Source organism: Pseudomonas sp. 22085, from assembly GCF_052045815.1.
GTDB lineage: Bacteria > Pseudomonadota > Gammaproteobacteria > Pseudomonadales > Pseudomonadaceae > Aquipseudomonas > Aquipseudomonas glycinae.
The window spans coordinates 67,007-88,763 of sequence record NZ_JBQEQA010000018.1 but is presented as its reverse complement, the minus strand read 5'-3'; the positions used below and the strand labels follow the sequence as shown (position 1 = coordinate 88,763).

Annotated in this window: 19 protein-coding genes; 7 read left to right on the top strand and 12 right to left on the bottom strand. The window is 61.4% G+C overall.

The window, feature by feature from the left end:
• Nucleotides 1-80 precede the first annotated feature (80 nt).
• The 6 genes from pqqA to ACTJK7_RS21605 all read left to right on the top strand — a co-directional run bounded on the left by pqqA (nt 81) and on the right by ACTJK7_RS21605 (nt 5,102).
• Nucleotides 81-155: a pyrroloquinoline quinone precursor peptide PqqA gene (gene pqqA, locus ACTJK7_RS21630; protein ID WP_003444522.1), complete on the top strand. Its 75-nt coding sequence runs from the start codon at nt 81-83 to the stop codon at nt 153-155.
• 84 nt (nt 156-239) lie between these two features.
• Nucleotides 240-1,151 (top strand): pyrroloquinoline quinone biosynthesis protein PqqB, encoded by a 912-nt coding sequence (gene pqqB / locus ACTJK7_RS21625; protein ID WP_007959878.1) that lies wholly within the window; start codon nt 240-242, stop codon nt 1,149-1,151.
• A 20-nt stretch (nt 1,152-1,171) separates the two neighbouring features.
• Nucleotides 1,172-1,924: a pyrroloquinoline-quinone synthase PqqC gene (gene pqqC, locus ACTJK7_RS21620; protein ID WP_064380316.1), complete on the top strand. Its 753-nt coding sequence runs from the start codon at nt 1,172-1,174 to the stop codon at nt 1,922-1,924.
• Nucleotides 1,921-2,196 carry a pyrroloquinoline quinone biosynthesis peptide chaperone PqqD gene (pqqD, locus tag ACTJK7_RS21615; RefSeq protein ID WP_064380313.1) on the top strand — a complete coding sequence of 92 codons (276 nt, stop codon included), beginning with the start codon at nt 1,921-1,923 and terminating at the stop codon, nt 2,194-2,196. The genes pqqC and pqqD overlap by 4 nt, the downstream gene beginning before the upstream one ends.
• Entirely contained in the window at nt 2,189-3,328 is a 1,140-nt protein-coding gene (pqqE, locus tag ACTJK7_RS21610) for a pyrroloquinoline quinone biosynthesis protein PqqE (protein ID WP_169844049.1), read from the top strand. The genes pqqD and pqqE overlap by 8 nt, the downstream gene beginning before the upstream one ends.
• The gene (locus ACTJK7_RS21605; protein ID WP_108563398.1) at nt 3,294-5,102 is read left to right on the top strand and encodes a S9 family peptidase; all 1,809 of its coding nucleotides are present in this window, start codon (nt 3,294-3,296) and stop codon (nt 5,100-5,102) included. Before pqqE ends, ACTJK7_RS21605 begins: the two co-directional genes overlap by 35 nt.
• Nucleotides 5,103-5,105: 3 nt before the next feature.
• On the opposite strand, the gene ACTJK7_RS21600 is transcribed toward ACTJK7_RS21605, so the two are convergent.
• Both ACTJK7_RS21600 and ACTJK7_RS21595 read right to left on the bottom strand, forming a co-directional pair.
• Nucleotides 5,106-5,264 (bottom strand): YqaE/Pmp3 family membrane protein, encoded by a 159-nt coding sequence (locus ACTJK7_RS21600; RefSeq protein ID WP_003228885.1) that lies wholly within the window; start codon nt 5,262-5,264, stop codon nt 5,106-5,108.
• Between the two features lie 206 nt (nt 5,265-5,470).
• Nucleotides 5,471-6,754 carry an aspartate aminotransferase family protein gene (locus ACTJK7_RS21595; RefSeq protein WP_108563399.1) on the bottom strand — a complete coding sequence of 428 codons (1,284 nt, stop codon included), beginning with the start codon at nt 6,752-6,754 and terminating at the stop codon, nt 5,471-5,473.
• A 169-nt stretch (nt 6,755-6,923) separates the two neighbouring features.
• Between ACTJK7_RS21595 and ACTJK7_RS21590 the strand changes: the two genes are divergently transcribed.
• A complete protein-coding gene (locus tag ACTJK7_RS21590; RefSeq protein ID WP_064380308.1) occupies nt 6,924-7,853 on the top strand; it encodes a LysR family transcriptional regulator in 930 nt (309 codons plus the stop codon).
• A gap of 227 nt (nt 7,854-8,080) precedes the next feature.
• Here ACTJK7_RS21590 and ACTJK7_RS21585 read toward each other — a convergent pair whose 3' ends face one another.
• The 10 genes from ACTJK7_RS21585 to bioF form a co-directional block, all read right to left on the bottom strand.
• Nucleotides 8,081-9,859, bottom strand: a complete 1,779-nt coding sequence (locus tag ACTJK7_RS21585) for an acyl-CoA dehydrogenase C-terminal domain-containing protein (RefSeq protein ID WP_108563400.1) — start codon at nt 9,857-9,859, stop codon at nt 8,081-8,083.
• Nucleotides 9,860-10,043: 184 nt separating this feature from the next.
• The gene (locus ACTJK7_RS21580) at nt 10,044-11,840 is read right to left on the bottom strand and encodes an acyl-CoA dehydrogenase C-terminal domain-containing protein (RefSeq protein ID WP_440779563.1); all 1,797 of its coding nucleotides are present in this window, start codon (nt 11,838-11,840) and stop codon (nt 10,044-10,046) included.
• A 90-nt stretch (nt 11,841-11,930) separates the two neighbouring features.
• A complete protein-coding gene (locus ACTJK7_RS21575) occupies nt 11,931-13,220 on the bottom strand; it encodes a GGDEF domain-containing protein (RefSeq protein WP_064380305.1) in 1,290 nt (429 codons plus the stop codon).
• 210 nt (nt 13,221-13,430) lie between these two features.
• Nucleotides 13,431-15,545 carry a cytochrome-c peroxidase gene (locus tag ACTJK7_RS21570; RefSeq protein ID WP_440779561.1) on the bottom strand — a complete coding sequence of 705 codons (2,115 nt, stop codon included), beginning with the start codon at nt 15,543-15,545 and terminating at the stop codon, nt 13,431-13,433.
• A 260-nt stretch (nt 15,546-15,805) separates the two neighbouring features.
• Nucleotides 15,806-17,611 carry a phenylacyl-CoA dehydrogenase gene (locus tag ACTJK7_RS21565; RefSeq protein WP_011336238.1) on the bottom strand — a complete coding sequence of 602 codons (1,806 nt, stop codon included), beginning with the start codon at nt 17,609-17,611 and terminating at the stop codon, nt 15,806-15,808.
• A 275-nt stretch (nt 17,612-17,886) separates the two neighbouring features.
• Nucleotides 17,887-18,183 (bottom strand): pyrroloquinoline quinone biosynthesis protein PqqE, encoded by a 297-nt coding sequence (locus tag ACTJK7_RS21560; protein ID WP_108563403.1) that lies wholly within the window; start codon nt 18,181-18,183, stop codon nt 17,887-17,889.
• Between the two features lie 106 nt (nt 18,184-18,289).
• Nucleotides 18,290-18,970 (bottom strand): dethiobiotin synthase, encoded by a 681-nt coding sequence (gene bioD / locus ACTJK7_RS21555; protein WP_011336240.1) that lies wholly within the window; start codon nt 18,968-18,970, stop codon nt 18,290-18,292.
• The gene (bioC, locus tag ACTJK7_RS21550; protein ID WP_108563404.1) at nt 18,967-19,773 is read right to left on the bottom strand and encodes a malonyl-ACP O-methyltransferase BioC; all 807 of its coding nucleotides are present in this window, start codon (nt 19,771-19,773) and stop codon (nt 18,967-18,969) included. The genes bioD and bioC overlap by 4 nt, the downstream gene beginning before the upstream one ends.
• Nucleotides 19,766-20,497 carry an alpha/beta fold hydrolase gene (locus ACTJK7_RS21545; protein WP_108563405.1) on the bottom strand — a complete coding sequence of 244 codons (732 nt, stop codon included), beginning with the start codon at nt 20,495-20,497 and terminating at the stop codon, nt 19,766-19,768. Before ACTJK7_RS21545 ends, bioC begins: the two co-directional genes overlap by 8 nt.
• Nucleotides 20,490-21,668 carry an 8-amino-7-oxononanoate synthase gene (gene bioF / locus ACTJK7_RS21540; protein ID WP_108563406.1) on the bottom strand — a complete coding sequence of 393 codons (1,179 nt, stop codon included), beginning with the start codon at nt 21,666-21,668 and terminating at the stop codon, nt 20,490-20,492. The genes ACTJK7_RS21545 and bioF overlap by 8 nt, the downstream gene beginning before the upstream one ends.
• Nucleotides 21,669-21,757 lie beyond the last annotated feature (89 nt).

Below are 21,757 nucleotides of genomic sequence, written 5' to 3'. Positions count from 1 at the left end.
CTATTTGGAACATCCCCGCGCTGCCGTGGACTATACCTATGGATAGCGCTATCTCACCCACCTGAAAAAGGAGTCACCCGATGGCTTGGACCAAACCTGCTTACACCGACCTGCGCATCGGCTTCGAAGTCACCATGTACTTCGCCAGCCGCTGAGTCCTGCCTCAAGCAGAACACTGCAGTGCAACGCCTCGGCTCGCCGGGGCGTTTTATTTTCAGCGTTGAAATGATGGAGCGTTCATGTTCGTTCAGATTCTGGGTTCGGCCGCCGGTGGCGGTTTTCCGCAGTGGAACTGCAACTGCGTCAATTGCGCCGGTTTTCGCGACGGCAGCCTGAATGCCCAGGCCCGTACCCAATCGTCCATTGCCATCTCCGATGACGGCGTGAACTGGGTGCTGTGCAACGCCTCCCCGGACATCCGCGCGCAGCTTCAGAGCTTCGCCCCGATGCAACCGGGCCGCGCCCTGCGTGACACCGGCATCAGCGCGATCATCCTGATGGACAGCCAGATCGACCACACCACCGGCCTGCTCAGCCTGCGCGAAGGTTGCCCGCATCAGGTCTGGTGCACGGACATGGTCCACGAAGACCTGAGCACCGGTTTCCCGCTGTTCACCATGCTCAAGCACTGGAACGGCGGGCTGGACTGGAACCGCATCGAACTCGACCAGAGCTTCACCGTCGCTGCGTGCCCGAACCTGCGCTTCACCCCGCTGCCGTTGCGCAGCGCCGCGCCGCCCTACTCGCCGCACCGCTTCGACCCGCACCCGGGCGACAACATCGGCCTGATCGTCGAAGACCTCAGCACCGGCGGCAAACTGTTCTACGCCCCGGGCCTGGGCAAGGTCGACGCGCCGCTGCTGGAAATCATGGCCGGCAGCGACTGCGTGCTGGTGGACGGGACGATGTGGGACGACGATGAAATGCAGCGCCGTGGCGTCGGCACCCGCACCGGCCGCGAAATGGGCCATCTGGCGCAGAATGGCCCTGGCGGCATGCTCGAAGTGCTGGAACAGCTTCCCGAGCAGCGCAAGGTGCTTATCCACATCAACAACACCAACCCGATTCTCGACGAAGACTCGCCGGAGCGCGCGGAACTGGTTCGGCGCAATGTTGAAGTGGCGTATGACGGCATGAGCATCGTCCTGTAACGAATGCCCGGAGAACTGCAATGACCGACACCCCGCTTTCCCCCACCGAATTCGAGGCGGCCCTGCGCGCCAAGGGCGCCTATTACCACATTCATCACCCGTATCACGTGGCGATGTATGAAGGCCGGGCCACCCGCGAGCAGATCCAGGGCTGGGTCGCCAACCGCTTCTACTATCAGGTGAACATCCCCCTGAAAGACGCGGCGATCCTCGCCAACTGCCCGGATCGCGAGATCCGCCGCGAGTGGATTCAGCGCCTGCTCGACCACGACGGCGCCCCCGGTGAAGATGGCGGCATCGAAGCCTGGCTGCGCCTCGGCCAGGCCGTCGGTCTCGATCCGGATCAATTGCGCTCCCAGGAACTGGTGCTGCCCGGCGTGCGTTTCGCCGTCGACGCTTACGTCAACTTCGCCCGCCGCGCCAGTTGGCAGGAGGCCGCCAGCAGCTCGCTGACCGAGCTGTTCGCGCCCCAGATCCACCAGTCGCGCCTCGACAGCTGGCCGCAGCATTACCCGTGGATCGACCCGGCCGGCTACGAATATTTCCGCACCCGTCTCGGCCAGGCCCGGCGCGATGTCGAGCATGGTCTGGCGATCACGCTGGAGCACTACAAGACTCGCGAAGGTCAGGAGCGCATGCTGGAAATTCTCCAGTTCAAACTGGACATTCTTTGGAGCATGCTCGATGCCATGAGCATGGCCTACGAACTGAACCGCCCGCCGTATCACAGCGTCACCGATCAACGGGTCTGGCATAAAGGAATCGCCTTATGAGTTTCGACCGCAGCAAGACCCCGACCTGGCGTCCCGGCTACCGTTTTCAGTACGAACCGGCACAGAAAGGCCATGTGCTGCTGTACCCGGAAGGCATGATCAAACTCAATGAAAGTGCCGCATTGATCGGCGGCCTGATCGACGGTGAGCGGGATGTCGCGGCGATCATTGCCGAACTCGACAGACAGTTCCCCGGCGTGCCCGAGCTCGGTGACGACATCGAGCAATTCATGGAGGTTGCCCGTGCGCAGCACTGGATCACCCTTGACTGATCTGCCGCCCAAGCCTGAGGTCGGTCTGCCGCTGTGGCTGCTCGCCGAGCTGACTTACCGCTGCCCGCTGCAATGCCCGTACTGCTCCAATCCGCTGGATTTCGCCGAGCAGGGCAAAGAGCTGAGCACCGAGCAGTGGATCAAGGTGTTCCGCGAGGCGCGGGAGATGGGCGCGGCGCAACTGGGATTCTCCGGGGGCGAGCCGCTGGTGCGCCAGGACCTCGCCGAGCTGATCCGTGAAGCGCGCCAGTTGGGTTTCTACACCAACCTGATCACCTCCGGCATCGGCCTGACCGAGCAGAAGATCAGCGACTTCAAGAAGGCCGGGCTCGATCACATCCAGATCAGCTTCCAGGCCAGCGACGAGCAAGTGAACAACCTGCTCGCCGGCTCGAAAAAAGCCTTCGCGCAGAAACTGGAAATGGCCCGCGCCGTGAAGGCCCACGGCTATCCGATGGTGCTGAACTTCGTCACTCATCGGCACAACATCGACAAGATCGACCGCATCATCGAACTGTGCATTGCGCTGGAGGCCGACTTTGTCGAACTCGCCACCTGCCAGTTCTACGGCTGGGCGCAGCTCAATCGTGTCGGCCTGTTGCCGACCAAGGAACAACTGGTTCGCGCCGAACGCATCACCAACGAATACCGCGCAAAACTGGAAGCCGAAGGGCATCCGTGCAAGCTGATTTTCGTCACCCCGGACTACTACGAAGAGCGCCCGAAAGCCTGCATGAACGGCTGGGGCAGTCTGTTTCTGACAGTCACACCGGACGGCACCGCCCTGCCCTGTCATGGCGCCCGACAGCTGCCGGTACAATTTCCCAATGTGCGCGACCACAGCATGCAGCACATCTGGTACGACTCGTTCGGCTTCAACCGCTTTCGCGGCTATGACTGGATGCCCGAGCCGTGCCGCTCCTGTGACGAAAAGGAACAGGATTTCGGCGGCTGCCGCTGCCAGGCCTTCATGCTCACCGGCGACGCGAGCAATGCCGACCCGGTGTGCAGCAAGTCCGAACATCACGGCGTGATCCTCAAGGCCCGCGAAGAAGCCGAGCACGCCACCCAGACCATCGAACAACTGGCCTTTCGCAATGAACGAAACTCGCGACTCATCGCCAAAGGCTGAGCCTTTCAGCGCCACCGCTGCGGTTGCCGCCGGCGTGGACTTCGCCGAATTGCAGCTCGGCGCCCGTGGTTTGTTCTGGAATGAATATCGCCCGACAGACGCCGCGTGCCGGATCTGGCACTGGCGCGATGGTGTGGCGAAATGTCTGACGCCTACGGGTTTCAGCGTGCGCAGCCGGGTGTACGAATATGGCGGTGGGGCGTTTTGCCTGACGCCTGACGGGCTGGTTTTCGTCAACGAGGCGGATCAACAGCTGTATCGCCAAACGCTGGACGGCGAGCCCGTGGCATTGACGTCTGGCGAGTGTCGTTATGGCGATCTGAACTACGCCGACGGGCAGGTGCTGGCCGTTGAAGAGAACGGTGATCGCCATCGGCTGGTGGCTATCGATCTGGCGAATGGCGAGCGTCATAGGCTGATTGAAGGCTCGGATTTTTATGCATCGCCGATCATCAGCCCTGATGGGCAGCGCCTGGCGTGGATCGAGTGGAGCCGTCCGCATCAGCCGTGGACATCCACACGACTGATGCTCGCCGAGCGCTCGGATAGCGGGTTTTCCGTCCCACGCTGTGTGGCGGGTGAAACCCTTGAAGAGTCGATCCAGCAACCGCGTTTCGATGCCAATGGCCGACTGGGCTGTCTGACCGATCGTGGTGGTTATTGGCAACCGTGGGTCGAGTCGGCAAACGGTTTGCAACCGTTAGCTAGCGCCGAAGCCGATCACGCTCCAGCCCCATGGCAACTTGGCGGCTGCACCTGGCTGCCCACCGGCGAAAGCTTTCTGGCGAGCTGGAGCGAAGGCGGTTTCGGTCGTCTGGCGCTCAACGGCGAAGACTTCACCGGCGACTACAGTCGCTTCCGGCATCTGGCTGTCGATGATCAATTTGTCTACTGCATTGCCGCCTCACCGATCAGCCCTTCAGCGGTGATCGCCATCGATCGCGACTCGGGCGAAGTGAACGTCCTGGCCGGCGGTGTTGCACCGCTGCCAGCCGAGCGCATCAGCCGACCGCAAACCCTGCGCTACCCCAGTGATTCGGGTGAAGCACACGGTTTCTTTTACCCGGCCACGAATGGCGATGCGAAACCGCCGCTGGTGGTGTTCATCCACGGCGGCCCGACATCAGCCTGCTACCCGATGCTCGACCCGCGCATTCAGTACTGGACACAACGAGGCTTCGCCGTCGCCGATCTCAACTACCGAGGCAGCAGCGGTTATGGCCGGGAGTATCGGCAGGCGCTGCATCTGAGTTGGGGCGCGGTGGACGTCGAGGATGCGTGTGCGGTCGTGGCCTACCTTAATGATCGCGGCATGATCGACGGCGAACGTGCATTCATCCGTGGCGGCAGCGCCGGTGGTTACACGACGCTATGTGCCCTGGCGTTCCATCAGGTATTTCGCGCCGGCGCCAGCCTGTACGGCGTCAGCGACCCGGTGGCCCTGGCCCGCGCAACACACAAGTTCGAAGGCGATTACCTGGACTGGCTGATCGGCGACCCAGAGAAGGACGCCGAACGCTACGCCGCCCGCACGCCGTTACTGCACGCAGGCAACATCCGCGTACCGGTGATTTTCTTTCAGGGTGAACTGGACGCCGTCGTCGTGCCGCAACAGACCCGCGACATGGTCGCGGCTCTGGAGCAAAACGGCATTGAGGTCGAGGCGCATTACTACGCCGACGAACGCCACGGCTTCCGCCGGGCCGCCAACCAGGCCCATGCGCTGGAGCAGGAATGGCGGTTCTACCGGCGAGTGATGGGTTTGACGGACTGAGACTCAGCGTTTGGCGATGATGTACACCGCATGCACGATCCCCGGGATGTAACCGCACAACGTCAGCAGAATGTTCAGCCAGAACGCGCCGCCGAACCCGACCTGCAGAAATACACCCAGTGGCGGCAACAGAATGGCAATGATGATGCGGATAAAGTCCATGGGGCAGCTCCTGATTGGGGGTTGGCTCACCTGAGCCATACAAGCTAATCGACCTGTGCCGTTTGTCAGGGTTCAGTGCAAACCGCAATCTCGCCATCTGATTGCCATTACCCGGCCACAAAAAAACGCCCCACGCCAAAAGAATCAGGCGTGGGGCGTGCGTTATACCGCGAGACGGTTCTTGAATTCGGGTGGGAAACCTCAGCTCAGACGGCAATCCCTTTGCGGCATTGCAGTTGCGCGGTGCGTACCCGGGAGAAGGCACGGGCCAGGCGCAAAAGCATTTCGTCGATGTTGGCCTTGCTGACAGTGAGCGCCGGGGTGAAGCGCAGGCAGTTGGCTTGTGGGGCGTTGAGCAGCAAGCCTTCGTGAAGCGCGGCTTTAACGACGGCCTCGGCGGAGTCTTCCGACAGGGTCAGTCCCCAGAACAGCCCTTGCCCGCGCAACTCGCCATGTTCATAACGATGGGCCAGACGGGCGAGCCCTTCGCGCAGATGCTGGCCGTTGTCCCGGATCTGTTCGAGAAAGGCGCGATCCTGCACGCTGTCGAGCACCACCAGGCCTGCGGCGGTCATCAGCGCGTTGCCATGATGCGTACCGCCCAATTCCCCAGGATCGAAACAGCAAGCCTTGCCTCGCGCCAGCAGCGCCGCCAGAGGCACGCCACCGCCGAGACCTTTGCCGAGCACGACGATATCGGCGCGCACCCCATAGGACTGTTCGGCGAGCAAGGTGCCACAGCGGCCGATGCCAGTCTGAACCTCGTCGAGAATCAGCAGAATCCCCAACTCCCGGCACAAACGTTCGACACCCTTGAGGTAATGCTCGGTCGCCGGGATCACCCCGGCATCGCTCTGGATCGGCTCGAGCATGATGGCCACGGTCTGCGCATCCACCGCCGCATGCAGTGCCGGCAGGTCATTGAACGGCACCAGATCGAAACCCGGCAGCAACGGTGCGAAGCGGTTGTGCAGGTTGCAACTGTCCGACGCCGAAATCGTCGCCAGACTACGTCCGTGACAGCCTTGTCTGGCGACAATGATCCGCGAGGCGCCGCCGCGATGCAGCTGGCCCCATTTGCGCGCCAGTTTGATCGCCGCCTCACAGGCTTCGCTACCGCTGTTGAGCAGATAGGCCTGATCACTGCCAGTGCTCGCACAAAGACGTTCGGCAAGGCTGAGCATGCCGCGGTTGTACAAATTGAAACCGGGATTGATCAGGGCCTGGGCCTGGCTGGCGATAGCCTTGACCAGCGCCGAAGGACTGTGGCCGAGGCTGTTGGCACCGCCGGCCTGGGAAAAGTCCAGGTAGGCGCGGTCATTGCTGTCCCACAGCCAGGAACCCTGGCCGCGAACGAATACCTGCTGCGGACGCTCGACGCTGGGCATCAGGCGCTCGGCATTCAAGCCATCAGCGGCATCCGATTCACGGGTTTCAAAAGCCAGGTCATCGAGGCTCGGCGTGTGGCGCCGCAAACTGAACAGATTCATTGAAAAAAACCTCGATCGAGGTTTTTTGAACTGCCTATGCAAACACTTTCAAAACAAACGCTGGTCATTGCGCTTTCCGGCCCTGTAAGCCTTGTGAATGCGGTTAGACTAGGCCGGTTCACGGCGTCGAGCCATTTCGATTTCCCAGCATTTTCGATAAGTGTTACTTATGGATTTCAAACAACTGCGTTATTTCGTCGCGGTCTACGAAGAAGGTCATGTCGGACGCGCCGCCGAGCGTCTGTCGATCTCTCAACCCGCGCTGTCCCAGCAGATTCGCCACCTGGAACAAAACCTCGACGTCACCCTGTTCGAACGCAGCAGTAAACGCCTGTTACCGACCCTCGCCGCCCACACCTTGTACAACCACGCCTTGCCACTGCTCGACGGCATGCAGCGTGCGCGAGAAGCGCTGGGCAACTTCAAGGGTCAGGCGCTGCGCACATTGGCGATCGGCGTGCTGCAAACCGTGCACACCAGCCTGGTGCCGCAAATGCTGGAGAGAGTGCGCAAGGCCCAGCCGCATCTGGTGGTGCAGATTTATGAACTGACGGGGCTTGAGATCGAACGGCGGTTGCTCAACGGCTCGCTGGACATCGGCATCAGCTATCTACCGCCACGCCAGCCGGGGCTGCACGGCGTGATGTTGTACGAAGATGAACTGACACTGGTCATCCCGGCGGATCATCCGCTGCGGGAATTCAAGAAAGTCTCGATGAGCCAAGCTGCCGAATTGCCGATGCTCCTACTGGGCGAAGAATTTCAGATCCGTCAGATCTGGCAGGCCCAACTGGCCAGCCTCGGACGTCGCCCGCAAGTGCAGGCCGAGCTGAACAACATGGTGGGGATTCTCGACAGCCTGCCGCATACCCGTCTGGCGACGGTGCTGCCCGGTCGTTCGCAAAAGGAGTACGACGATCAGGATCTGCTGTGGAAACCGTTAAGTGAGCCACGTGTACCGTTGAAGGTCGGGCTGGTGTGTCGCGATGTGCAACGCCAGCAGGCGCCATTGGCCTTGCTGCGAACGTTGCTGGAAGAGGTGATGCAGCGTGAGGACAAACCGCTGAAAGGTGCGCCGCCGCTGGACGCGCTGAGCTGAAAACTTTTCTGCGGGCATAAGAAAACCCCGCCGAAGCGGGGCTTTGCAGACTGTTTCCCTGACATCCATTTCACTCCGCCACCCTGGCAGAATCCTACGTGTCCGTGTTGTTGCTTTGCGCTTCCTGCGCGACGTCCATGGAAAGTAGATTAGCTCTGGATCCAATCCCCGCCTATGGGAGAACAGCAGCACGTCATGTAAGCGATCGCTTACATGACGTTACATCATCAGAACTGCGCAGCGTCCAGCAGGAACAGCGACTCGCTTCCAGCCTTGACCGACGCGCTCAACGAGTGAATCCGCGGCAGCAGACGGGCGAAATAGAACCGCGCCGTGCCGAGTTTGCTCGCGTAGAAATCGTCCTGCGCTTCTTTGCCCAGCGACGCCTTGGCCATCAGCGCCCACATGTACGCGTAAGCGGTGTAGCCGAATACTTGCAGGTACTCGACCGACGCCGCGCCGATTTCGTTCGGGTTGGTTTTCGCCCGGTCCAGCAGCCACGAAGTCAGCTCGTCGAGGGTCTCGACAGCATCATTCAGCGGCTTGGTGAACTCGCCCAGATCGGCACTGGCGGTCGCAGTGAAATGGCGGATCTCGTCGGCGAACAGCTTGTAGAACGCGCCGCCGCTGCCGACGATCTTGCGCCCCACCAGGTCCAGCGCCTGAATGCCGTTGGTGCCTTCGTAGATCTGGGTGATGCGCACGTCACGCACCAGTTGCTCCTGGCCCCACTCACGGATGTAGCCGTGGCCGCCGAAGATCTGCTGACCGTGGACGGTGGTTTCCAGACCCAGATCGGTCAGGAACGCCTTGGCCACTGGCGTCAGCAAGGCCACCAGATCCTCTGCACGCTTGCGGGTGGCGGCGTCTTCACTGAATTTAGCGGTGTCGAGCTGCATCGCCACGTAGGTGGAGAACGCACGGCCGCCTTCGTTCGAGGCTTTCATGGTCAGCAGCATGCGACGCACGTCCGGGTGAACGATGATCGGGTCAGCGACCTTGTCCTTGTTCTGCGCGCCGGTCGGCGAACGGCTTTGCAGGCGGTCGCGGGCGTATTCGATGGCGTTCTGGTACGAGCGCTCGCCGGTGGCCAGGCCCTGGATGCCGACCCCCAGACGCTCGTAGTTCATCATGGTGAACATCGCGGCCAGGCCCTTGTTTGGCTCGCCGACCAGGTAACCCACTGCTTCGTCGAAGTTCATCACGCACGTGGCCGAAGCCTGGATGCCCATCTTGTGTTCGATCGAACCGCAGTTCGCCGGGTTGCGCGCGCCCAGGCTGCCATCGGCATTGACCATGAACTTCGGCACCAGGAACAGTGAAATGCCTTTCGGCCCCGCTGGTGCGTCCGGCAGTTTGGCCAGTACCAGGTGGATGATGTTTTCGGTCAGGTCGTGCTCACCGCCGGTGATGAAGATCTTGGTGCCGCTGACCTTGTAGGAACCGTCGGCCTGAGGTTCGGCCTTGGTGCGAATGATGCCCAGGTCGGTGCCGGCGTGTGGCTCGGTCAGGCACATGGAACCGGCCCAGACACCGGCGTACATGTTCGGCAGGTAAGCGGCTTTCAGCTCTTCGCTGGCGTGGGCGTTGATCGACAGGCAAGCGCCGGCGGTCAGCATCGGGTACAGACCGAAGGACAGGCTGGCGGAGTTGACCATCTCTTCGACCTGGGCCGAGACGGCTTTTGGCATGCCCATGCCGCCGTAGGCCGGATCACCGCCAACACCGACCCAGCCGCCTTCGGCATACGTCTGATAAGCCTGTGGGAAACCGGCCGGCGTAGTGACGGCACCGTCGGCCCAGTGGCAACCTTCTTCATCGGCGGCACGGCTCAGGGGCGCAATGCTTTTGCTGGTGACCTTGCCGGCCTCTTCGAGAATGGCCTCAACGGTTTCCGCGTCCACCGTCTCGGCCAGGGCCGGCAGTTCGGCCCAGAGTTTGGCGACTTCGAACACTTCATTGAGGACGAAGCGCATATCGCGCAGCGGCGCTTTGTAGTCAGCCATGGCAAACCTCGCAAAGATCTAAACAGGTGATTCGTGGAAGGGTGTTTTCGTTGAGCTGGAGTGTAACCCAACAACTTTTGCGACACATAGGGTCAGGCGGTGACTGATTTGTTATTTTTAGTCACCAGCAATCAACCATAAAGAAGCCCGCAATCAGCGGGCTCTTTTGTTTAACAGTGGCGTGTTACAGCGAAAACAACTGCGCCGGCAGTTTCATCAGGCAATCGCTACCCGCCTCGATCGCCGCACGATGCGCAGCGGTGCGCGGGAGCAACCGCTTGAAGTAAAACTCGCACGTCGCCAGTTTGCCCTGACAGAAATCGCCATCACCCTCCCCCGACTCCAGCTGAGTCTGAGCGACCAGCGCCATGCGCAGCCACAGGTAGCCGAGAACGATGTAACCGCTGTACATCAGGTAATCCACCGAAGCCGCGCCGACTTCATCCGGGTTCTTCATCGCGGCCATACCGACCTTCATGGTCAGCTCGCCCCATTGCTGATTGAGGTCATCGAGTTGCGCGACAAACCCGCCCAGTTGCGCATGACCGGCATTGGCAGCACAGAACTTGTGAACGATTTTGGTGAAGTTGCGCAGCAGTTTGCCCTGGCTGCCGAGCACTTTGCGCCCGAGCAGATCCAGCGCCTGAATGCCGTTGGTGCCTTCGTAGATCGGTGCAATGCGGCAATCGCGAACCAGTTGCTCCATACCCCACTCGCGGATAAATCCATGGCCGCCGAACACTTGCATGCCGAGGTTGGTCACCTCCAGGCCGGTGTCGGTCATGAACGCCTTGCAGATCGGAGTCAGGAACGCCAACAGGTCTTCGGCCTCCTGACGCGCCTCGGCGTCCGGGCTCAGGTGCGCGACATCGAGCATCTGCGCGGTGAAATAGGTCAGCGCACGGTTGCCTTCGTTGAAGGCTTTCATGGTCAGCAGCATGCGTCGCACGTCCGGGTGGACGATGATCGGATCCGCCGGTTTTTCCGGTGCTTTGGCGCCGGTCAGGGCGCGCATCTGCAGGCGGTCGTTGGCGTATTTGATTGCGCCCTGGAAACTCGCTTCGCCCAGACACAGGCCCTGCATCCCGGTGCCGAGACGCGCGTGGTTCATCATGGTGAACATGCAATTCAGGCCCTTGTTCGGCTCGCCGATCAGGAAGCCTTTGGCTTCGTCGAAGTTCAGCACGCAGGTGGCCGAGGCCTTGATGCCCATTTTGTGCTCGATCGAGCCGCAGGAAACACCGTTGCGCTTACCCGCCTCCCCGGAGGCGTCCGGGAGAAATTTCGGCACGATAAACAGCGAAATGCCCTTGGTCCCCGCCGGTGCGTCCGGCAGTTTGGCCAGCACCAGATGAATGATGTTGTCGCTCATGTCGTGCTCGCCGGCGGAGATGAAAATCTTGCTGCCGGTCACTTCATAACTGCCGTCGGCCTGAGGCACCGCGCGGGTCTTGATGATGCCCAGATCGGTGCCGCAATGGGCTTCGGTCAGGCACATGGTGCCGGTCCACTGACCCGCAGTGAGTTTGCGCAGATAGGTGTTTTTCTGCTCGTCGGTGCCGTGGGCGTGGATCGCCGACATGGCGCCATGGGTCAGGCCCGGGTACATGCCCCACGAGGTGTTGCTGGAGGCGACCATTTCGCTGATCACCAGCCCTAGCGAACTCGGCAGGCCCTGGCCGCCGTAAGCCGGATCTGCCGCCAGACCGTGCCAGCCGCCTTCCACGTATTGTGCGAAGGCTTGCTTGAAGCCTGTAGGCGTTGTCACCACGCCATTGTCGAAATGGCAGCCCTCTTCATCGCCGCTGCGATTGAGCGGTGCCAGAACGTTCTCACAGAACTTCGCGCCTTCGTCGAGGATCGCGTTGATCATGTCCGGGCTGGCGTCGTGGGCGCCGAGGGCCGCGTACTGAGTGTGGAAGTCAAAGACGTGGTCGATCAGAAAGCGCATATCGCGCAACGGAGCTTTGTACTCGGGCATGGTGGCTTCTCCTTCAGCAGATTGCTTCAACCTACTGCCGGCCACCCTGCCCCACAATCACTGTCCAGACGCTGAATGCGCCGTCATCACTCAACCTGCGGCGCTGTCCATGCGCACCGCGCCACGGCGGTTCTGACCGAACGCCATCACGCAGTTTCGGCCTGCGCCCTTGGCGCTGTAGAGCGCCTGGTCAGCGGATTTCAGCACCTCTTCCGGAGTACGTTGTTCCAGGCGTTCGGCCACGCCGATGCTGACCGTGACCGACACGCTGGACGCCCCCGAACCCGAGCGGCGCTGACGGCCCTGCTGATCATCCTGCGGGCGACTTTCCTGATTGCGCAGCTGAATGTTGTAGGACGCAATCGACTCGCGGATGACTTCCAGGTGCGGCATGCACTCTTCGAGGGTCTTGCCCGCAAACACCAGGGCGAATTCCTCGCCACCGTAGCGATACGCCCTACCACCGCCGCTGATTTTGGACAGCTTGCTGGCGACCAGACGCAACACCTGATCCCCCACGTCGTGGCCGTGGGTGTCGTTGAATTTCTTGAAATGATCGACGTCGCTCATCGCCAGCACATAGTTGCGACCCAGACGCTGCATGCGCTCGTTGAGTGCGCGGCGGCCCGGCAAACCGGTAAGTTCGTCGCGAAAGGCCATTTGATACGCCTCGTGCGCTACCGCTGCCGCAATCATCAGCATGACCTGGCTGCACATGATGTTCAGGGTGAACGGCAGGATGAAGGTTTTCGGCAGCATCCAGAACACCCCGAGCAACCCCACCAGTTGCGCCGCATGCAGCGGACGCGGGTTGCGCCAGTATTGCCAGGCCAGGAGCAGGAACGCCGAGATGAACACCGGATACGACAACTGGATCAGGCTCATCCATGCGCCATGCAGCGCCGGCCAGCGGATCTCGGAAAGCCACATCAGCAACGCCTGCGGGTAACTTTGCTCAAGTCCCAGCGCCACGCTGCCAAACGCCAGCAGCACGGCGAAGCGCGCGACCATGTCCTGAAACAGATGCGTGCGTTCCTGCCATGCGGCGAACAGACCGAACAGCAACGGCAGCAACAGACAGACCAAGTGGAACACCACGGCCGCATCTTCGCGCACCTTGCCGTTGTCGCGGTAATAGTCCGTCTGGGTGTCGAGCAGGAAGTAGGCGATGTACACCGTGACCATCAGGAACAGCTCGCGCTGGCGTCGGTAAACCGCACAGTACGAGCCGCCCAACAGCAACACCAAGGTCGGCAGCACGTTAAACAGTGAGGTGAAGAATACGTTGAGGTCTTTGACGTACGCAGCCGCCAACCCCGCGAGCAACAACAGCAGTGAAGGTAGAAAATGACTGAAACGTACAGCGGAAGAACGCGGCAAGGGAAAAAGCTCCGACCCGTCATAGCAAAGAGATGGCATTGTGCCTGCAATGTGGCCAGTTAAGCACACACAATGTGATCCAGATCACAGGCTGTCTCTTTAACGGCCGAAATCGGCAGTTGCTGAGTAATTCAGTAAGGTTTTTTGCGCAATGGCCGCTAGACGGCCACCATGGCCATCATTCTTGATGGCCATGGTGTGTTTTTATGCTCAGAGATCGTTGTAGAACGGCTGCAATGGCCCCTCTGCTGCCGGCCGGCCTTCAGCACCGTAAGGCTTGAGATTGAGCGATGCGTCCATCGCCTGGCGAGTCGTGACCTTCGGACTGGCCGGGCGTTGAGTCACGGTATTCTCATCGCCGATGTGGCCCTGCGGGATCACCAGCGACGGATGATCGAACGGCGCGCGCTCCCAGGCCACGCGCGGATCGGTCAGGCCGACCTCCATGAATTTCACCAGCGCGTCGATTTCATCGGGCGTCAGGTTCAGCGCCGTCATGTCCGGGTCGAGGTTGGAGCTGTTGTGCTGGTTCACCGCCGGATGCTCGAAGCCGCTGGTGTTGTTGGCGTCTTCACCGCGCCGGTCACCGCCACGGTTGTAGAACTCCATCACCTGCTTGAGCGTCGAGCGGCTGCCGTTGTGGAAGTATGGCCCGGTCAGAGCGATGTTGCGCAGGGTCGGAGTCTTGAACGCGCCGTCGACCGAATCGCGGAAGCCGACATTCGGTTTGAGCGTGGCATCGCACGGAATCGCCGCACTCAACGGTGCCTCGAACGTGCAGACATCGACGTCCAGCGGATCCACCGACCGGCCGCCCTGCAACACACTGTTGTACTGCCGGGTGAACGACCATGGATTGCCCCAGGCATCCGCGCCGCCGAGGGCCAGGTCTTCCGAGGTCGGGCGCACACCGGTGTTGTAGAAGCCGTTGTCGTAAAGAGTGGTCAGGTTGTCGGCCATCACCATGCGCTCGATGCGTTCACGCGGATGCATCAGCAGGCGGCTGGCGGCGTTGGTCAGCTCCGGACCGCCGTGGCAATTGACGCATTTGCCCTTGCCGAGAAACAGGTTCATGCCCTCCACCTGTTGCGCGTTCATTGCCGTGTGATCGCCCTGCAGGTAAGCATCGATCGGCGCCTGATCGGACACCAGCGTCGCCTCATACATCTGGATCGCCAGGCCGAAAAACAGCGGGAAGTTGGCCTCCATCTGGGTGTACGGCACGCCGCCCACCAGAACGTTTTGCGTGGCGTTCCACAGCCGGGGCTGGAAGGCGTTCTTGATCAGTTCGCGATAGGTCGGCCGCCGTGCGCCGGACACCGGAGCCAGGACTGAATCCGTGGACGAGATCCGCTGCTGCTTGAGCATCAACGTGTCGAGCATCCTGCGACCAATGTCGGCAAAAGTGCGGCCACCGCAGGACATTTCCACCGGGCTGCCGGGCGGGCCGACGGCTTGCGAGGCGGCAGACGCATCGTTGAGCGCCAGCCGCACTTTGGTCGCAACCGTGCTGCGTTCGCTGGTCACGTAGATCCCGGCATCCGGGTCGCGATTGCCGAACGGCGAGAAGCCGTTGAACACATTGTTGGCCCGGCCGTCCCAGAAGTTGCGCACGTTGAACGCGGCGTTGATCACCGACGGCGCATTGCGCCCCGTGCTGCGGCGAACGTTGATGCCGCCGACCTGGAAAATACCGTCCGGCTGCTGAGTACATTTGTCGAAACGCGCCTGATTGGGTTTGACGAAGTTGGCGTCGAACACGCCTTGCGAGCCGACCACATCGTCCGTCGAGTACACGATGGGCGAGTTGCGCTCCAGCGGATTGCTCAGCACGTGGGTCGGGAAGTCGGTTTTCTTCAGCGTGTAGTTCGGGCCACCCTTGCCGCCGGACAATGTCGCGTAGGACGCCACGTCACCGGGAATGTCCGAGGCTACGAACGGTTTGTTGAAGATCGACGCGACGTTGGCGTTGGTATGCGCCTGGCCGGGGTTGAGCTGGTTGGTGATGCGGTGGTCGACGCCGGCGTGGTAGTGGCAGGACGCGCAGGCCGTGGACCCATCGCTGCCGATCTCCATGTCCCAGAACAGCGCCTTGCCCAGCAGGATCGCAGCCTGGCGATTGAGCACGTAGTCGGTCATCAGGTCGACCTTACGCCCGCCTTCGGTTCCGGACGGATCGGGGGGCACCATCCCGCGCAACGATTGCAGCGAAGGCACCTCCGGCACGGGAGGATCGACCACGGCGGGGTCGGCGGCCCAGGCGCTGTGGACTGACAGCGCGATGGGTAACCAGAAGGTCAAACGAGCGAGTCGACTGATGTTCATAGGCTTCACCCTGACTGTTGTTGTTAAGTGCCGGGCGTCTTGCTTCTTTGAGCAGGCAGTTCTGGTTAGCACCGGTAAATCGGGCAGTGCAATTAATTGGCCACTCTTCTGGAAACATTTTGAATCAATAACCGCAAGGGGTCGGCTGAGCAGCGCCCTCATCAATGCTGGGGAATCAGCCCCGGAATTGGGGAAATCCGGGCACAAAAAAACCGCTGCCCCCGAAGGAGCAGCGGTTTTTCAAAAGACTGCGTTGAGGCTTAGTAGCCCAGTGCGAAGTCTTCTTCTTTCATGTCCATCAGGTTGTTCGCGCCCGACAGCATGGTGGCCACGTGCGTACGGGTACGCGGCAGGATGCGCTGGAAGTAGAAGCGCGCGGTTTGCAGCTTGGCGGTGTAGAACGCCTCATCGGTGGTGCCGGCAGCCAGTTTTTCGGCAGCCAGACGCGCCATGTCAGCCCAGAAGTAGGCCAGGCAGGCGTAACCGGAGTACATCAGGTAGTCCACCGAGGCCGCGCCGACTTCTTCGCGATCTTTCATGGCAGCCATACCGACCTTCATGGTCAGCTCGCCCCACTCTTTGTTCAGTGCAGCCAACGGTGCGACGAACTCTTTAACGGCTTCGTTGCCTTCGTTGTTCTGGCAGAACTTGTGGACGATCTTGGTGAAGCCTTTCAGAGCCTCGCCCTGAGTCATCAGCACTTTACGGCCCAGCAGGTCGAGTGCCTGGATGCCGGTGGTGCCTTCGTACAGCATCGAGATGCGGCTGTCGCGAACGTTCTGCTCCATGCCCCACTCGGCGATGAAGCCGTGGCCACCGTAGATCTGCACGCCGTGGTTGGCGGATTCGAAACCGACTTCGGTCATGAACGCTTTAGCGATCGGAGTCATGAAGGCCAGCAGTGCGTCGGCTTTCTTTTTCTCTTCTTCGTCCACGCCGTATTTGACGATGTCGACCTGCTTGGCGGTGAAGTACACCATCGCACGGTTGCCTTCGGCGAATGCTTTCATGGTCAACAGCATGCGGCGTACGTCCGGGTGAACGATGATCGGGTCAGCGGCCTTGTCCGGCGCTTTCGGGCCAGTCAGGGAACGCATTTGCAGGCGATCGCGAGCGTACTTCAGGCCGCCCTGGAAACCGATTTCGGCGTGGGCCAGACCTTGCAGCGCGGTACCCAGACGTGCGGTGTTCATGAAGGTGAACATGCAGTTCAGGCCTTTGTTCGCCGGGCCGATCAGGAAACCGGTCGCGCCGTCGAAGTTCATCACGCAGGTCGCGTTGCCGTGGATGCCCATCTTGTGTTCGATCGAACCGCAGGTCACGGCGTTACGCGTACCGACGGTGCCGTCGGCGTTCGGCAGGAACTTCGGAACGATGAACAGGGAAATGCCTTTGGTGCCGGCCGGTGCGTCCGGCAGGCGGGCCAGTACGATGTGGACGATGTTGTCGGCCATGTCGTGTTCACCGGCCGAGATGAAGATCTTGGTGCCGGAAACTTTGTAGGAACCGTCGGCCTGAGGTTCGGCCTTGGTACGCAGCATGCCCAGGTCGGTGCCGCAGTGCGGCTCGGTCAGGCACATGGTGCCGGTCCATTCGCCGGAGACCAGTTTGGTCAGATAGGCTTCCTGCTGCTCTGGGGTGCCGTGTTCGGAGATGGTGTTCATCGCGCCGTGCGACAGGCCCGGGTACATGCCCCACGACCAGTTGGCTTCGCCGACCATCTCGCTGACAGCCAGACCCAGCGACTCAGGCAGACCCTGACCGCCGTGCTCGACGTCATGGGCCAGACTTGGCCAGCCGCCTTCGACGAATTGCTTGTAGGCCTCTTTGAAGCCGGTCGGGGTTTTCACGCCGGACTCGCTCCAGGTGCAGCCTTCGGTGTCACCCACGCGGTTCAGCGGTGCCAGCACTTGCTCACAAAACTTGGCGCCCTCTTCGAGAATGGCGTCAACCATGTCCGGCGTTGCCTCTGCGCACGCTGGAAGGCTCTGATAGTGCGCTTCGTAGCCGAGCAGTTCGTCACGAACGAAGCGAATATCACGCAAGGGGGCCTTGTAGTCAGGCATAGCGATAAACCTCTGCTGATGTAACCGGGAATGAACGACCGCATTGATTTGTTGTGACGGTCAAACAGTTGTTTGAAACATACGTTTACGCCGAAATCTTGTCAAGCGTCGTTCTTTTGCCATTCGTCATCACATTTTCCGAACGCCGGACACAGCAGCGCGACATGCACCCGACCGGGCCATGTGCACTGAAAAAAGATTAGTTGAGGGAGAAGGACTTACAACGAAAAACGCCGCGAACAGTCGCGGCGTCTGGCAAAGCGCGGATCAAAAAATCAGGCGAACGTATCGATGATCGTACCGAGCATTTCATCGGAAGCCTTCGCGACTTTCGTGCCCAGCTCCACTTGAAACTTGCCTTGGGCCATCTCGGCCATGGCGCTGCCCGGATCCATTTGCTGGCTGCGATCCACACTGCGCAGGCGATCGATCTGGGCTTCGGAAGACTGGCTGGTAACCGAACGCTCGATGGTGTTGTTGGCGATCTGGCTAGCGGCCTGATCGACGCGGTTCTGCCCGGTCTGAATGGTGCTCAGACCTGCATAAAAAGCTGTGTTTCCAGAGATTTCCATGGGAGCTCTCATCCTTGGGAAGGATCAATGGGTGCCATTGAACCAGAGGCGTCAGAAAAACACCCGTCAAAAACACTAATGGCACAGTGCCTTGTCATAGCCAAAATCAGTCGAGCAGATCCAGTTGCAAGTGATCGGCGACCGCTTCGGCGCTGACGGCCTTGAGTTTCGGCACCCGCCCCAGGCAGGGTGCCGGAATCCGCTCGGCCAGTGTCGCGAGGTTTTCTTCGAGCCGCGACGTCTTCGGATCAATGATGTTCGCCACCCATCCGGCCAATTGCAGCCCGTCTCGGGCAATCGCCTCGGCGGTCAACAGCGCGTGGCTGATGCAACCCAGACGCACACCGACCACCAAAATCACCGGCAGCTTCAGCGCAATCGCCAGATCCGACAGATTGTCCTGATCCGCCAGCGGCACCCGCCAGCCACCCGCGCCTTCGATCAGCGTGAAGTCGGCGTTCATGGCCAGAATCTCGCGCATCGGTCCCAGCAACGATTGCACGGTCAGCGCCACACCCGCCTCACGCGCTGCCAGATGCGGCGCGATCGCTGGCTCGAACGCCACCGGATTGACCTGTTGATACGTCAGCGGCAACGAGCATTCGGCCTGCAACGCCAGCGCATCGGAATTGCGTAAACCTCTGGGCGTCACTACGCAACCGGACGCTACCGGTTTGCCCGCCGCCGTACTCAGCCCCGCCGACCGCGCAGCGTGCAGCAACCCGGCGGCGACGGTGGTCTTGCCAACGTCAGTGTCGGTTCCGGTGATGAAATAGGCTGCGCTCATAAGGGTTTCTCCAACACGGCGTAGACCACCTGATAAGTCGCCGGCAAGCCCTGCGGCTGACGGAACTGCTCGTAGGCTTCGACCAGCCCCAGAATCCGCGCCCGTCCGGTCAACCCACCCGGCCGGCCAGGGTTCAGGTTATGCGCGCCCAAGGCCTTGAGTTCATGGGTCAGGCTGCGCACATCCGGGTAATGCAGCACATGCGGCCGGTTCTCCAGACAAACACTGCGCAAACCACTGGCCGCGCACAATTGCTCGTAGCGGGCGAATTCGCGGAAGCGGTTGACGTGCACCAGACCATCGACCTGACGCCAGCTGTCGCGCAACTCGTACAGCGTCCCTGCACAAAGACTAGCAAACGCGAAAATCCCCCCCGGTTTCAGCACCCGAAACGCTTCGCCGAGCACCGCTTCGAAGTCCGCGCACCACTGCACGGCGAGGCTGGAGAAGATCAGATCACACGTCGAATCCTGCAACGGTAAACGTTCGGCATCGCCAGCAATAAAGTGCATGGCCCCACCCAACGGCCGCGCGTGATGGAGCATGCCCTCAGCGATATCCAGTGCCAGCCCCTCACCAAATCGCTCGGCCAGCGCCCGGGTGAAATAGCCGGTGCCACAGCCCAGATCCAGCCAGCGTGCCGGCCGAAAATCCACCGGCAAGCGATTCATCAACTGCGTACCGACATCGCGCTGCAACTCGGCGACGCTGTCATAGCTGGCCGCTGCGCGAGAAAAAGAAGCCGCGACCTGGCGCTTGTCAGGCAAGCCGCCGGGCAACGCCGCAACAGACAAATCAGTCATCACCGCACTCACTCAAAAACGCCTGGATCGCACCCGCCACACCGTGGGGGTCTTCCAGAAGAAACGCATGGCTGGCCTGCTCGATCAGGCCGACCTCGACATCCGCCAGCAACGCGAACAACTCGCCCGCGGCTTCCGCCGGCACCAGCCCGTCCATCCCGCCAAACAGATGCAATTGCGGGCCACGAAACGCCTGCAAGGCTTCGCGTGTATCGATCTGCGCCAACAATTCCAGACCGGCCATCAACGCGGCTGGCGAGGTATTCGGCGCGCCGCCGAGCAACAGCCGCGACAAGCCGCGCGCGTCTTGCGCGCCCTGGGCACACAGCAGAGAGAATCGCTTGAGGGTCGTGCGCGGGTCGGCGCTGCAGCTGGCCAGAAACCCATCGAAGGTCTCGCCGGGCATCGCGCTCGGCCACTGTTCATGAGCGACAAACGAAGGATTGCTCGCCAGGGTCAACAAGCCGCAGCAATGTTCGCCACGCCGTGCCGCCAGCTCGGAAGCGAGCATGCCGCCCAGCGACCAGCCGCCAAGCCAGGCATCTTCGGGGATGCGCTCATCGAGCTCGTCGAGCCAATCGTGCAGATCGCTGGAGTCCAGTTCCGGCAACGGCTCGATGTCGACCTGCAGGTGTTCGTCGAGTCCGCGTAACGCAGCGGCCAGCGGCTCCAGTGGCGAAACGCCGAGCCCCCAACCCGGCAGCAGAATCAGGCGATCACGCATGGCTTGGCTCCGACTTGAGTTGCGCAAAGCAATCGGCCAGTCCTTCTAACAATAGCTGCACCTGTGCCTCGCTGTGGGCGGCGGTCAGCGTCACCCGCAACCGCGCGCTGCCGGCAGGCACGGTCGGCGGACGGATCGCGGTGACCATCAGTCCACGCTCGCGCAGCATCTGCGACAGACGCACGGCGCGACCGGCATCGCCGATCAGGATCGGCTGGATCGGCGTGAAGCTGTCCATCAGTTCCAGACCGATCTGTTCGGCGCCATGGCGGAACTGGCGGATCAGCGTCTGCAAATGCTCGCGACGCCAGTGTTCGCTGCGCAGCAACTCCAGACTCTTCAAGGTTGCGCAGGCCAGCGCCGGTGGCTGGCTGGTGGTGTAGATGTACGGGCGGGCGAACTGGATCAGGCTTTCGATCAGTTCTTCACTGCCTGCCACGAACGCACCCGCCGTGCCGAACGCTTTGCCGAGCGTGCCGACCAGCACCGGCACATCTTCCTGGCTCAAACCGAAATGCTCGACGATCCCGCCACCGTTTGCCCCCAGCGGGCCGAAACCGTGGGCGTCATCGACCATCAGCCAAGCGCCTTTGGCCCTGGTTTCCCGGGCCAGCGCCGGCAGATCGGCGAGATCGCCGTCCATGCTGAACACGCCGTCAGTGACCACCAGCGTATTGCCGGTGGCTTTCTCCAGACGCTTGGCGAGGCTGTCAGCGTCGTTGTGCAGATAACGATTGAAGCGCGCGCCGGACAACAATCCGGCATCCAGCAACGAGGCATGGTTGAGCCGATCTTCCAGCACCGTATCGCCCTGCCCGACCAATGCGGTGACCGCGCCGAGGTTGGCCATGTAACCGGTGGTGAACAACAGCGCACGCGGCCGTCCGGTGAGGTCTGCCAGGGCTTCTTCCAATTCGTGATGCGGGCCGCTGTGGCCGATCACCAGATGCGAGGCACCGCCGCCGACGCCCCACTTCGAGGCACCGGCGCGCCAGGCTTCGATCACTTGCGGATGATTGGCCAGGCCCAGGTAATCGTTGTTGCAGAACGCCAGCAGCGGCTGACCGTCGACCACCACCTGCGGCCCTTGTGGGCTTTCAAGCAGCGGTCGCTGGCGATAGAGATTGTCGGCACGACGGGCAGCAAGGCGTGCGGCGAGATCGAAAGACATGCAAGCCTCGAACAGTCAAATCACATGAATCAGGATGGACACCGATCCTGTGGGAGCTGGCTTGCCAGCGATGGCGGCGCCACATTCAA